The organism is Spirochaetota bacterium (genome assembly GCA_004297825.1).
Lineage (GTDB): Bacteria > Spirochaetota > UBA4802 > UBA4802 > UBA5368 > FW300-bin19.
Genome location: SCSX01000014.1, coordinates 14,765 through 28,486, shown reverse-complemented (window position 1 = coordinate 28,486; position 13,722 = coordinate 14,765). Strand labels below are relative to the sequence as shown.

8 protein-coding genes are annotated in these 13,722 nt (G+C 55.4%); 5 read left to right on the top strand and 3 right to left on the bottom strand.

Annotated features, from left to right (window positions below):
• Positions 1–87: 87 nt before the first annotated feature.
• Positions 88–3,624, top strand: coding sequence for a hypothetical protein (locus tag EPN93_02240; GenBank protein ID TAL39180.1), 3,537 nt, complete (start codon positions 88–90; stop codon positions 3,622–3,624).
• Positions 3,625–3,737: 113 nt separating this feature from the next.
• On the opposite strand, the gene EPN93_02235 is transcribed toward EPN93_02240, so the two are convergent.
• Both EPN93_02235 and EPN93_02230 read right to left on the bottom strand, forming a co-directional pair.
• Positions 3,738–8,819 (bottom strand): hypothetical protein, encoded by a 5,082-nt coding sequence (locus EPN93_02235; protein TAL39179.1) that lies wholly within the window; start codon positions 8,817–8,819, stop codon positions 3,738–3,740.
• 206 nt (positions 8,820–9,025) lie between these two features.
• Positions 9,026–10,045: an FAD:protein FMN transferase gene (locus tag EPN93_02230; GenBank protein TAL39178.1), complete on the bottom strand. Its 1,020-nt coding sequence runs from the start codon at positions 10,043–10,045 to the stop codon at positions 9,026–9,028.
• 397 nt (positions 10,046–10,442) lie between these two features.
• Between EPN93_02230 and EPN93_02225 the strand changes: the two genes are divergently transcribed.
• From EPN93_02225 to EPN93_02210, 4 genes are all read left to right on the top strand, one after another.
• Positions 10,443–10,724, top strand: a complete 282-nt coding sequence (locus EPN93_02225; protein TAL39177.1) for a BrnT family toxin — start codon at positions 10,443–10,445, stop codon at positions 10,722–10,724.
• On the top strand, positions 10,699–10,956 hold the full coding sequence (locus tag EPN93_02220; protein TAL39176.1) for a CopG family transcriptional regulator: 258 nt from the start codon (positions 10,699–10,701) through the stop codon (positions 10,954–10,956). Before EPN93_02225 ends, EPN93_02220 begins: the two co-directional genes overlap by 26 nt.
• A gap of 81 nt (positions 10,957–11,037) precedes the next feature.
• Entirely contained in the window at positions 11,038–11,985 is a 948-nt protein-coding gene (locus EPN93_02215; GenBank protein ID TAL39175.1) for a dihydroorotate dehydrogenase, read from the top strand.
• A 20-nt stretch (positions 11,986–12,005) separates the two neighbouring features.
• A complete protein-coding gene (locus EPN93_02210) occupies positions 12,006–13,058 on the top strand; it encodes a histidinol-phosphate transaminase (protein ID TAL39174.1) in 1,053 nt (350 codons plus the stop codon).
• Here EPN93_02210 and EPN93_02205 read toward each other — a convergent pair.
• Positions 13,042–13,716, bottom strand: a complete 675-nt coding sequence (locus EPN93_02205; protein TAL39173.1) for a hypothetical protein — start codon at positions 13,714–13,716, stop codon at positions 13,042–13,044. The genes EPN93_02210 and EPN93_02205 overlap by 17 nt on opposite strands.
• Between the last annotated feature and the right edge of the window lie 6 nt (positions 13,717–13,722).

Sequence of the window (13,722 nt, the reverse complement as noted above, 5' to 3'; positions counted from 1 at the left end):
CCGGACCGGGTAAGTAATTATCCCTGCTGAGTGATATTTCTTCAAGTAAAAAAGATAGGTTTAGAAGAGCGCGGAATAGGGCGGAATATGAGAGCATCGGATCTGGTTCGGAGTATAGTTTTATGCGCGATGGCTTTTACCCTGGCCTGTTCGGATATAGCGCCGACCGTTCCTCCCACGATCGTGCGCACTACGAATCCTACCGATGACTCCGGCATTATTTATCCGCAGATACAGCTTGTAGTGCCGGGGGGGCTCCAGACCCTTACAGCGCCACAAGCAGTGGATACGGGCATATCGCCAAATAATCCAGGTATTGTCCTGGTTTTTACTAGGGAAATAGAGAATGACGGCGGAGAGATGTATTTCTCCATAGAATTATTACAGGGGGCGGTGAATTTACCTTTTACGCTTAATCCTGCTGGTGCCTCCTCATTCTCTTTCAACCTGATTCCCCTTGGCGCATTGTCCGAAAATACAAACTATGTTATAAGAATATATAATTCCGCTTATGAGAACGGATTTCCTTCGACCACGCTCGTATTCGATAATCTTGGCTCAGTCGGGAATCCCCTGAATCCATTGAATCCTTCGTATGTGGAATATGAATTCCAGACTGGTTCGGAAACCCCTGCGGACCAGATCGCACCCACGCTACAGTCGACTACGCCGGTAGATCTTGCAGTCGGGGTCGCGGTGGATCTAAATCCAAACGGATATATTCAGTTCGTGATGAATGATGCTGTATCTCCAATGATCGATCCCACAACCGTGAATTCAGCCTCCGTGACGTTGTATAATGTGACCGATTCGCTCGCGGTTTCAGGGGCTGTGTTCCTTGATCCTACTGTTGCTAACCTCTCAACCTATCGTTTCTACCCGGATAGCATGCTTGAGTATGGTACAAACTACAGGCTTAACGTTTCGGTAGGCGATGCAATCACCGACATGTCCGGAAACGCGCTTGCCTATGATTCGGTGACCTTCACAACTGCGCCTGAAGGAGATCCGGCGGTATCAGATTATGAAATAACCGCGGTCACTTCTACCAGCGCGACTATTACCTGGTCCACGAGTCGCGCCTCAATCAAACATATCGAGCTGGATGACGCCGCGGCCTTCGTTGCTGCAACTGTCACCGTGCACGATACCACCCTCGCCGATACATTCAGCGAAACCGTCGCCGGGCTTACACCGAACACGCTTTACAGCATCCGCCTGGCGGCCGATAACGAGACCACGACTCCCGTGGGCGGTCCCTTCGACGCGACACAGACATTTAACGCGGTCTTCCGCACGCTTCCGGATACGGCCGAGGGCGCATCCGGAAACTTTCAACTGGCGGTTAACAATAACGCCAAATCGAATATCCGGCTCGTCCAGAACAACCAGGACGAGTCTTACATGTTCTGGCTCGATTCGAGCGGCGAAGTGCGAGGCCAATTTATCGATTCGGCCGCGGGTGCTTCCGACACGTGGGACAAGTGGCCAACTACAGCGGCAAACACTGGTGTCCAGGTGTTCTCATCCGGGGGCAATGATGTGCGTGCCATTGCCGGTACATTTGGAAGTGTTGTCGTGGCGAGGATTGATAATGCTGCCGGGGAGATATATGCTGCTTCCGTATACGACAGCGGTGGAACGCTCGCATTTGACTGGGGGAGCGGCGGCACCGGCATTACGGCATTCGATAACGGCGGAACTGCGATTTCCCACGTGCGCGCGGCGATCACCTACAGCGGATACGTAGCTGAGATAACAAGCGGCACAGTAGACAGGAATGTCATTTATGACAGCAGTATTGATTTTTCCACACTGGCTCCCGCGCTTGACCCTGGTGACCACGTAATCAACCAGGCGACGCTTACAGGTCACACCACCATTACATCGATAGATGGAATTAATTTGCTGGTGCTGCTTGCTTCCATTATCACTTCGGCAAACCGGCAATATCGGATCGGTGACGACGATGTTCAGGAATCGGATACCGCTTCCGCAAATGCCGTCGGGGCAACGATATTTTATAACAATGGACTTTTTGATCAGACAGATATCGTCACAAATAGCACGAATTATTCTTACCTTACGGGTCCGGCGATCTGGCTTGGGGGCTCGCCATGGTATTCTCAAGCTACCGCGATTAATTCAGGTTTTCTTAATACCGAGGCACTTATTACTTATGACTACATCGCAAATGGGACAATGGAAACAAATTTTCTTTTCGATAACGGCATCAATTTCTCTACGGTAGGCCCGCTGGGGACTGGCATCCTTGTAAATGATATTGTTTTTCACTCGAACGTCAGTGGGAGCGCAGAGTATGACAAGGCAGTAAGCGTTTATGGAGCCAATACGAACCTGCTCTTGCTCAGTGATCCGGCCAAATACCTGTTCGATACAGCGGCTGACCAGTACCAGATCTTACGTTTACCGGACCACACGACCTTTGTCACGAGCGGACTGAGTACTGCGACAGGAGCGCTTACCATGACCGAGGCGGGTCGCAGTTTTATGGTGGAAGGTGTACTTGCCGGGGATGTGGTCTACAACCTTACCACTAATCGTTATACCGAAACGACTGCGGTAGCAGCCACAACCATCACCATGGCAAGCCAGATATTTGGAGGAGCTGGGGAGAATTACATAATATTAAGGTACAAAGGCATTACGTTCGTATGGGCCCAGGCAGGTGATATTAGAGGCAGGACGATAGATGCGAATACCGGTGCGTTGATGGACACAAATGCGCTCACCAACGCATTGATAGATCCGGGAACGGTTGCCGGCAACTTTATCGTTTCTCCCAGCGGCGTTAACGCAAAGCAGAATCCATTTATCGTAAGCGGCGTTGAAGGTAATGCAATCGTAGTGTATGAAGCTCAGATGGGCGGTAATATTAACATTTTCGCGAAAAAGGTAACCGGCAGTGGTCAGGTGGTCTGGGGCCTTGCCGGAGATGGAACTTCCATTGTTGCAAATGCAGCGCGCGATGACCTTATCCAGAAGGTTCTTCCTGACGGAAATGGCGGGGTGTGGGTGCTCTATACCTCCCACGATGCCACGACCAAGCGTTCGGGGGTCGCGCATATTTCAAATGCAGGCGTTCCTACTGTCCTGCCAATCCTCACCGATGCCGATCACCCGGACATGACCGCCATAACGGCGGCCAACATTGCGGTAGCATATGAAGTGCTCACAGTGGTAGCCACCGAAACTGTACCGCGAATTTTCGTGCAGAGATACATCAATACCCCTGCAGTGGTTGGCGGCGCGATCAATGTACGTTCGGCAAACCAGGCGATAGCGCAACTGAATCCGCATATCGCATCCGATGGTAATGTAGGCGCGATGGTTTCGTGGTTCGAGATGAAATATGCTCCCTCCATGGCCTATGCCATTTTTGGTCAACATTTTACTAATTTTGCGCCGACCCGTCAGTGGGGAGATGATTATTTCGTGGGGATACCCGTGCTTGATTCGCTTACCGGCGTGAACATCTATACGGCGATAGAGCACGGTATTTTCCGCTGGAACGATGCCGCGGCCCCGAATTCGGGCGTGCTTTACTGGCTCGACCAGAGGGGTACGGGGACGGATATTTATTTTCAGAATGTGAACGATTAAATCGTGTAGGTGAATGATAGTCAATTTACCGTATATCTTAAAAATAAAACCCTGCTATTAAGCAGGGTTTTTTAATGCAAAGTAGATAAATTTAGTGGCCGTGTTATCAGTTTCTACGGAACTCGAGTGCCGTTATCGGGGGCACTATCAGCGCTGTCATGAACAGGGGAGTCGTCGTGAGCAACGACCGTATACACATATGTCGTGCTTACTACGGCGGTAAAATCATCATAGGGGGACCCGGCAATCGCAGTCGCGATAGGCGACCCATCGCGATTAATGGTATAGCTGTCCGCGCCAGTTGAGGCCGTCCAGCTAATTGTTACCCGATCCGTAAGCCCGTCGGTGGCGCTTACCGCGGTAGGGGCTGACAATTGGCGCGTCCCCGTATCCGCGGCGCTCGCCGCGCTGTAATGATCGGGCGAAAGGTCATGGGCGACCACGGTGTACGAGTACGAGGTACCCGGGACCGCGGTGGCGTCATCGAACGGAGAAGTGACCCCGGTGCCTGCGGCCAGAATAATCGCATCGCGATACACGTCATAATTGTCGGCGCCGGTGGAAGCCGTCCAGGTAATGCGGACATCGGTAGTCCGCGTGAAGTCGGTCGCGCTCACAGCCGACGGCGCGGAAATCTGTCGTGTTCCCGTATCCGCGGCGCTCGCCGCGCTGTAATGATCGGGTGAAAGGTCATGGGCGACTACGGTGTACGAGTACGAGGTGCCCGGGACCGCGGTGGCGTCATCGAACGGCGAAGTGACCCCGGTGCCAGCGGGAAGAAGTGCCAAGTCGCGATACACGTCATAGTTGTCGGCGCCGGTGGAAGCCGTCCAGGTAATGCGGACATCGGTAGTCCGCGTGAAGTCGGTCGCGCTCACGGCGGTCGGCGCGGAAATACCCTTATAACCGGTGTTCGCGGCACTCTGAGCGGAGTCATGCACTGCGTTGATATCCGTGTTATGAGCGCGAACGGTATAAGAATATGTCGTTCCCGGTACAACAGTCAGATCGTCCGCTGAATCCGTGTACGAGAGAACCGCAATACCGGACGCGATCGAAGCCCCGTTGCGGAATACTTCGTAGCTCTCGGCACCGGTTACGGCGTCCCAGGATATATTCACTTGAACGGTCGATGTCCCGTCGGACGCGAGTACATTGACGGGAGCGTTAAGGCTCATGTAACCGTTATCGGCGGCGCTGGGGACACTGTCATGAGCCGGGAGGTTAACATGCGCCACAACCGTGTATGAATAGGCGACGCCCTGCAACGGCGCCAGGTAATCATCGTACGAGGTTCCCGCCACACCCGAAACTATCGAAACCCCGTTACGGAATACTTCGTAATTGTTCGCGTTAGCGGAAGCAACCCAGGTTATGTTTACGTGATCGGTGAACCCTCCGTCTGAAGCAGTTACAAGGGTAGGAGCAAGCACCTGACGATACCCGGAATCCGTAAGACTCCCGTCTCCCTCGGCAGAGGAGGATGTCGCATATGCCTTCACCATGTACGAGTATTGTATTCCTGGAGCCGCAGTTGTATCGTTATACGGCGATGCGACAAGTCCTGTTATAATTGGAGTCACGTAACCGTCATCGCTGCGGTAAATCCTGTAGCTGTCTGCGCCGGTGACCGTGGCGTTCCAGCTTATCTGAACATGTACGTTCGAGGTCCCGTCGCTGGCCGATACACCTGTCGGGGCGGTAAGTCTCTTATAGCCGGTATCCGCAGCGCTTTGAGCGGTATCGTGTACGGCGCCCGCATCGGAATTATGGGCCCGCACCGTGTACGAATACACGACGCCCGGCACCACGGTCGCATCGTTTGCGTTATCGGTATATGCCGGTCCAGCGACACCGGAGGCTATCGAAACGCCGTTGCGGTATACCTCGTAGCTGTCGGCACCGGTGACTGCGAACCAGGTTATGTTGACATCGGTGGTTGAAGTGCCGTCCGTGGCTGAAACACCTGTGGGTGTCGCCAGGAGCTTGTAACCGGTATCGCCTGCGCTTTGCGGTGTATCATGAACCGCTCCCGCATCAGAGTTATGCGCCCTGACTGTATACGTGTATGCATTTCCGGGAATCACGATGCCCGCGCCCGCGTTATCGGTATATGATGTAACCAGAATACCTGATGCTATGGATACCCCATCCCGGTAAATCTCGTAGCTGTCCGCGCCGGCGATCGCGTTCCATGAAACGGCGATCTGGGTCAGCGATACGCCGTCATCTGCCGCTACGCCGGTGGGAGTCGACAGGAACTTATATCCGCTGTCCAACGCGCTTTGTGCGGTATCGTGAACCGCTCCCGCGTCGGAGTTATGTGCCAGTACGGTATAGTTGTACACCGTGCCGGGTACCACAGTTACATCATTAGCCGTGTCGGAATACGTGATCGCGCCGATTCCGGACGCGATGGAAGCGCCGTTACGGAATACCTCGTAGCTGTCAGCGCCGGTCACCGCTGTCCAGGATACGTCAACCTGGGTAGTCGACGACCCATTCGTGGCCGCAACTCCAACGGGAATGGTAAGGCGTTTGGAACCGATATCGGCTGCGCTCGCAACACTGATATTTCCTGCAGGGTTGGTGTCATGGGCGATAATCGTATAGGAATAAGTGTTGCCAGGAACCACGACGGCATCGAGAGCCGTGTCGTTATAGGTGAGTCCGGCTATTCCGGTCTGAATTGTTACCCCATCGCGGAGAACTTCATAAGTATTTGCGCCTGTGACAACATTCCAGGATACGCCGATTTGTGTGGTGGAAGTAAAATCGGTAGCGGCTTGTCCGGTCGGCGCCAGCAGCCGTTGGCATCCGTTATCCGGTGCACTGTCGGGACTGAACTGGGTCAGGATTCCGTCATTATTATATGCCTTGATTTTATAGTCATAATTGGTACCGGCAACCGCGGTCAAATCGTCCCAGGTATTTACAGTATTAAGGACACTGCCCATTTCGACATAGTTACCGGCGATATCAGTATTCTTACGGTAAATGTAGTAATTGCGTGTGCCCGCGAATGGAACCCAGTTTATATGCGTCCATGTTACCGTAATCCTGGTCGTATCGGTAAAATCAGTCGCCGCCGTGGCTGTGGGCTGGTCGAGCTCTGTGTGAACATAGCCGATATCCTCCGCGCTAATCAGCCCATAGAGCGTATCCGGGGACCAGGCCCTTACCGTGTAGTAGTAATTCGCGCCGGGCGTGAGCGTGGGATCGCTGTCCGCATATGAAGTCCCTGATGTCACCACCGCGATTTCAGGATACGGCCCGCCGGTGACCGTCGACCTGCCGATATGATATTCCGTAGCTCCCCCGACCGCCGTCCAACTCACCACGATACTGTCAAGGAATGTCCCGTCCGAGGCGGTTACGACGGGAACTCCCAAAGCCAGCTTGTTTCCTGAACCCGCGGGGCCAAGGGCGCTGTATCCTGCGGCAGCATTCCATGCTTTCAACTTGTAATAATAGGTAGACGTGTCTCCCGCCGGTATCGAGGTATCGTCAAAGGTCAACACTACCGCGTTTCCGATCTCCGTATAGGTGCCAAGGAGCGTCGTTGATCGATAAATAAAATACTGCGACGCCCCTGCGACCGCCGCCCACGTCAGTGTGATCCGGTCATCAAGAAGTGTCGTGCCAGTTGGTGCCAGTGGCGCGCTCAAGGTAGACACTATAACCCCGGTGGCCGCGGTTACAAGAGTTATGTCGGTCTCGGAGGTAATAACTGAGTTATATGCCGTGACCTTGTAGTAGTAGGTTGTTCCGGGTATACCAGTGGTGTCATCATAGAAGAAAGTTGTTGGTCCCACCGTCCCGGGGGCAAGCTGGCCGTATGGTCCTGCGAGTGCGCCGGCGCGATATATTCGATACTCGGTCGCATCGGCGGCACTGCCCCAGGTGATGCGCACCTTATCGGTGTAGGCGCTCGTTGCCGAGATATTCTGGGGAACATGGGTGGTCATATCGGAACTGGAGTATCTGAACCCCAGGTCGACGTTGCTGTAGGCGCTATAGGTCACCGTACCCGCATTATAGGCCCTTACCTGGTAATAGTACGCTGTTGCGACCACTGCGGTTAAGTCATCCTTGCTGGTCCCCAACACGTTCAAATCGAGGTCGGACCAGGGTCCAACCGGGGTGTTCCCGCGCTGGATCTCGTACTTGGTAGCCCCCGGCACGGCCGCCCAGCTGATCCTTACCATTGTAGCTAGAGCGATATCGCCGTCAGTGGCCGCAATGACAGGGGGTACGCCCATTACCGCCCGGTAGCCGGTATTGGGGATGCTGCCCAGGCTGTCACCGTTAATCGCCGAGTGCGCCTTAACATAGTAAGAGTATATTGTTCCCGGGAGGGCGGTCGTATCGTCGTATAATACGGTGGGATGTGCCACCGTATTGAGTGGCGTGGATGTATCATCGGATCGATAGATATCATAACTGTCTGCAACCGGGGGACCGGTCACGCCGGTCCAGGTAATGCGTACATAATCACCAAAGGTACCATCCGAAGCGGCGACACCGGCAGGTGTGCCAAGCAGCGCAAGCGTTTCTCCATATTCCGCCACGCTGTAGTTACTGTACCCGGTTGTATCCCAGGCCCGGACCTTATAATAGTACTGGTCGCCTGTAACCACATCCATATCGTCGAAGGTGAGCGCGGAAAGGATTTTGATCAGCGTGTATGTCCCTGGAGCCGCATCGGACCGGTAGACGTAGTATTTAGTCGCGCCCGGGACGGCGGCCCAATCGAGGGAGATTCGGTCGACAAGTGCCGTGCCTCCATCGGTCGCGTTCACGGATGGCGGTGTCAGGACCGCGATAGGATTTCCCGTAAACCCCGAATCGTCGTTACTGAATCCGGAAAATCCATCCGCATAAGACCAGGATTTTATACTGTAGTAATAGGTGGTTCCAATGCCTGCACTGTAATCATCAACCGTGGTATCCCATGAATCGTCGATTTCTGTCGGGTTTGGATCGTTTGCCGTTGTAGAACGGTAGATATAGTACTTTTCCGCCTTGGAAACTGAATTCCAGGAAATTTTCACACGGTCGGTATAGCTTCCATCCGTCGCGCTCACGTTTGAGGGCGCGGCGAAATCCGCAGCCTGTTTGGCGCAGGCTGGAAAAAACGTTAATAATGCCAGGAATAAGGCAGGGATATCTCTATATATATTGAACGGCCTCATGACTCTATTCGGCCACCTGGGCCGATCTACTCAAATATAGCCTACCAGGGATATGCCTTCAAGCAATATTTCCTTCAATACAGGAATCCGAATTTTGACCAAATCAAGAAGGCTCTCACCGTATTTTGGAAATACCGTGCATCGATCATAGAAGTGCAACTTATTTTGGTACCGATTAATCACAATAAATTTTTACTTTTAACTCCTCACCGCCACGCCACCCCCACCACCTCCTCAAACACAATCCTCTCCCTCAACCCCTTCGACGCGCTCATGCGTAAATCCTCATCGATAAGCACCACCTCCAGCTCCGGATGCTCCTTCATGAATCCCGCGGCCTTCCCCGGCCCCATTACGAACAGCGCCGTGGAGTACGCGTCCGAATCGACCGGGCTCTTCGAGATCACCGATACCGATACGAAGCCCCGCGCGGGGTAGCCGGTCTTCGGGTCGATGATGTGGTGGTAGCGGACCCCGCCGTACTCGGCGAAGCGCTCGTAATCGCCGCTCGTGGAAACCGCGTCCCCGTCGCGCATGAGCAGCGTGCAGATCAGCTCCTTTTTCCGCGGGTGCATGAGCCCTACGCGCCACGGCCCGCCGTCCTTCGAGCCCGCGACCTGCATGTCGCCCGCCGCCGCGACGATCGCGTTCGTGACGCCCGCTGCCTTGAGCTCCTCCATGCCGCGCATCGCCGCGTAGCCCTTGGCGATGCCCCCGAGCCCGATGCGCATGCCCGGAACCGCGAACGAGATCTCGGAGGCGGCCGAATTAAGGCGTATGTACCGATAATTCACCAGGGCCAGTGCGCGCGCGACCTCCATCGCATTGGGCGGGATGAAATTCGGGTCCTTCCAGTTCCAAAGCCTCTCGAGCGCGGCGAAGCTGATATCGAACGCCCCGCCCGTCCGCGCCGCCACCTCGTTCGCGCGCCTGACGAGCATGAATGTCCCGTCCGATACCCTCACGGGCCTGTACGCCGCCTGCTCGTTCAGGCGATACACGTCCCCGGCCTCGCTCTTCGGGCTCATGAGCCGCTCGATCTCCTCGATGGCCCCGAACGCTTTTTCCGACGCCGCGTCGGCCTCGCGCTTCGAGTCCGCGATGATCGTGATGTTCACGATCGTGCCCATGAGCGGGCGTGAGTAGGTGTGAGTGCCCCCGCCTGAGCACGCGGTCAGGATCGAGATAAATGCCGCCAAAAGCGCAGTGAGATTTCGATAGATCATGATGGTTGTCGTCCTCTCAGCAAAGTATGTTCATAATTATGACAGCATAATAGAGTTGTTGCAAAACTGGAAATAAATCGCTCCTCCCCCGCCGCAGGCGGGGGAGGAGCGATTTATTAGGCATGTAACAACTCGATTATTTATTCAATGAAAAAAGGATGATGTGGTCATTTAAATACGCCTGGCATTTGCAAAGGTGTATTATAACGAAGCCCAACGGCCCCGTCAGAGATGGTGGAATATCTGACTTGTTGCGTAACTCAATTGTTTACGGGGTATAAGGGGCGAAGCCCCATAAAAAGCGCCTCGCAGGAATTCCCTGCGAGCGCGAGACGGCAGTTTCGCAACAAGTCAAATATATGTATTGACATACATATATTTATATGTATTATTAATCATGGAGTTCGAGTGGGAAGAATCCAAAAACGCGCAGAATATAGCCAAGCATGGAGTTTCATTCTATGAGGCACAGAATGCCTTCCTGGATGCACATAGGGTTATCGCGTTAGATGTGAAACAAAGTACACAAAACGAAAAACGATACTTTTGCTATGGGAATGTTCTGGATAGGATTCTCACGGTCAGATTTACGGTTCGAGCGTCCGCGATAAGGATAATCGGCGCGGGATACTGGAGAGAGGGCAAGAAGCGATATGAAGAGGAAATTAGACTATACTAAAGCGCCTAAAAGCGTTTCACTCGCCATCAGGGAATCCAGGGTAATTGCGGACTTTCTGCCCGCACCCGAAATGCTGGTGAAAAAAGAGGAATCCGTGAAAGTGACCATTTTACTCAGCAAGGCGAGTGTAAATTTTTTCAAGAGCCGCGCTAAAATGAACGGCGTCCCTTACCAGGTGATGATAAAGGCGGTGCTGGACAGGTATAGCGAACATTATCGGGATGGGAAGTAAGCGCGCACGTCCCTTTTATTTCTTGACGGACTTCCCCGGCTACGCTTTTCTATACCGCGCCGAAATTTGGAATAACTGCGAATGAACACGTACGTCACCATAGGAAGCCTCACGCTCAAGAACCCGATCACCGTCGCGTCCGGGACAGCCGGTTACGGGGAGGAGCTCGCGGGCTATTTCGACATCGCGCGGTTGGGCGCCATCTTCACGAAGGGGCTCTCGATCGAGCCGCGCCCGGGGAACCGCGGCCCGCGCATCCTGGAAACCCCTTCCGGCATGCTGAACTCGATCGGCCTCGAGAACGTGGGGATCGATGCGTTCCTTGAAAAAAAGATGCCCTTCCTCCGGGAGAAGGGCGCGACTGTGATCCCGAACGTGGCGGGGCATTCCGTGGACGAAAACGTGGAACTCTGCCGCAGGCTCACGGGCGTTCCGGGCGTCGCGGCCATAGAGCTCAACGTGAGCTGTCCCAACGTGAAGGAGGGCGGCATCGCCTTCGGCAAGAGCGTGCCCACCTTCGCGCCGCTCGTCGCCGCGGTGCGCCGCGTGACCACGGTCCCCCTCATCGTGAAGCTTTCGCCTAACGTTACCGATCCCGCGGAGTTCGCGCGCGCCGCGAAGGACTGCGGGGCCGACGCCGTCTCGGCCGTGAACACGTTCCTGGGCATGAAGATTGACATCGAGAAGGGCAGGCCCTACTTTAGAAATACCGTGGCGGGGCTTTCCGGGCCGGCAATCCGGCCCATCGCGCTCAGGATCGTCTACGAGATATGCGCACGGGTCGACATCCCGGTCGTCGCGATCGGTGGGATAGGAACGCTCGAGGACGTGATCGAGTTTCTCATGGCAGGCGCCTGCGCCGTGTCCATAGGCACCATGTCGCTCGTCGACCCGCTCACCTCCGTCAATTGCATCGAACGGCTCGAAGGCTACATGCGCGAAAAGGGGGTGTCCGATATCACTGAAATAATAGGGCGCGCCCAGGGTCCGCGGAACGGCGATACCGCCGGCGTCCCGTGCGATAACTGACCGATACGCGAGGAGAACTCATGAATTACTGGAACACGCGCCTCAAGATCATGGCCGAGTACACCCCGGGCGAGCAGCCCGAGGACATCGACGATTTCATCAAGCTCAACACGAACGAAAACCCGTTTCCGCCCTCGCCCGCGGTGATCGAGGCGCTACGCAAGGCCTGCAACGAGAAGCTGCGCCGCTACCCGAACCCCACGGCCATGAAGGTGCGCGAGCTTTTCGCGAAGCAAAACGGGCTTGGTCCCGAGAACGTGTTCGTCGCGAACGGCTCCGACGAAATCTTTACGCTTATATTTCGCGGCCTCATCGAGCCGGACGGGAAGGCCGCCTTCGCGTATCCCTCCTATTCGCTCTATTACACGCTCGCGGAGGCGAACGGGATCGCCTACGAGAAGATCAACCTGGACAAAAATCTCGATGTGAACCTTCCCGATTTCCTCAAGAAAAAGCATAACCTGGTGATCATCGCCAACCCGAACAATCCCACCGGTAGGGGCGTCGACGTGGGCGCGATAAAAAGCTTCCTCGCGAAATTCAAGGGGCTGCTGGTCGTGGACGAGGCGTACGTGGACTTCTACGGGGAATCGGCGATCGGTCTGGTGGGCCAGTTCAAGAACCTGATCGTGACGCGCACCTTCTCGAAGTCGTACTCGCTCGCGGGACTGCGGGTGGGGCTCGCGATCTCCCAGCCCGGCATCATCGACGGGCTCATCAAGCTCAAGGATTCCTATAATGTAGACCGGCTCGCGGAGGCGGGCGCGCTCGCCGCGCTCGCGGACACGAGAAGCCTCAAGGCCAATATGCAGATGGTGCGCGACAACAAGGAGTTTCTCGAGGAAAAGCTCGCGGGGCTGGGGTTCATTGTGGTGCCCTCGAAATCGAATTTTCTTTTCGTGAAGCACCCGAAGACGGGCGCGAAGCAGATATACGAAGGACTCAAGGAGCGCAGGATCCTGGTGCGCTATTTCTCCGGGCCCGTGCAGTCGGAATACGTGCGCATCAGCGTGGGGACGATGATGGAGATTCGGACGCTCGTGAAGGAGCTTTCTTCTATGGTATCAGCCTGACGAGCTTTCCCTTCGCATCGGTGATACCGCTTTTGCCGATAAGCTCTTTCAGCAGAAGCTCGCTTTTCTCGTATTTCCGGAGATCGCGCTCGTCCATCCAGACGACCAGAGAATCGGCCCCCCCCGGCCCCTCCCACAGGAAGCGAACTGCCATACCCGCCACCGACTCCTCGCTGAAAAGCGAGGTGCAGGAGTGCGCGACCGCGATCACGTCCCCCAGGTGCGCCTCGAGGATGCGAAGTGCGCTTTTTTCGAAGGGGTCCTTCCCGCCGTACGATCCGCGCGGCGCGGCGATGTCCATCCCCAGGTAAAACCTGTTCCCCCGCGCCTCCTTCCGGTCGTGGTAGAGCCCGATACTGCCCCTGGCCACGGCGAGTTTCTTTTTCCCGGTGAGCACGTAGGCGACCGCGAGCAGGCAGCGCTCGTACTTGCGGTGAAGGGCCGCGCCGCCGCCGGTGTACTTTTCCGGCTCCGCGAGCAGCGCCCGCGCCGACGGGTCGCGCGCCGCCTCGTCCTGGACCGACGCGTTCTCCGCGTTCATGCGCCGGGACTCCTCCAGGAGCGCGAGCTCCCGCTCCGACGCCGATCCGCACTGCGCAGCGATCGAGAAGGGGGAGGAAATGAGCAAAAGCGACGCAACGATCACGAATTTATTCATAGGTAT

Bases quoted from the DNA above. Each gene is read 5' to 3' on its own strand.
- EPN93_02235 (TAL39179.1), bottom strand. From the start codon at position 8,819: ATGAGGCCGTTCAATATATATAGAGATATCCCTGCCTTATTCCTGGCA.
- EPN93_02225 (TAL39177.1), top strand. From the start codon at position 10,443: ATGGAGTTCGAGTGGGAAGAATCCAAAAACGCGCAGAATATAGCCAAG.
- EPN93_02210 (TAL39174.1), top strand. From the start codon at position 12,006: ATGAATTACTGGAACACGCGCCTCAAGATCATGGCCGAGTACACCCCG.
- EPN93_02215 (TAL39175.1), top strand. From the start codon at position 11,038: ATGAACACGTACGTCACCATAGGAAGCCTCACGCTCAAGAACCCGATC.
- EPN93_02240 (TAL39180.1), top strand. From the start codon at position 88: ATGAGAGCATCGGATCTGGTTCGGAGTATAGTTTTATGCGCGATGGCT.
- EPN93_02230 (TAL39178.1), bottom strand. From the start codon at position 10,045: ATGATCTATCGAAATCTCACTGCGCTTTTGGCGGCATTTATCTCGATC.
- EPN93_02205 (TAL39173.1), bottom strand. From the start codon at position 13,716: ATGAATAAATTCGTGATCGTTGCGTCGCTTTTGCTCATTTCCTCCCCC.
- EPN93_02220 (TAL39176.1), top strand. From the start codon at position 10,699: ATGAAGAGGAAATTAGACTATACTAAAGCGCCTAAAAGCGTTTCACTC.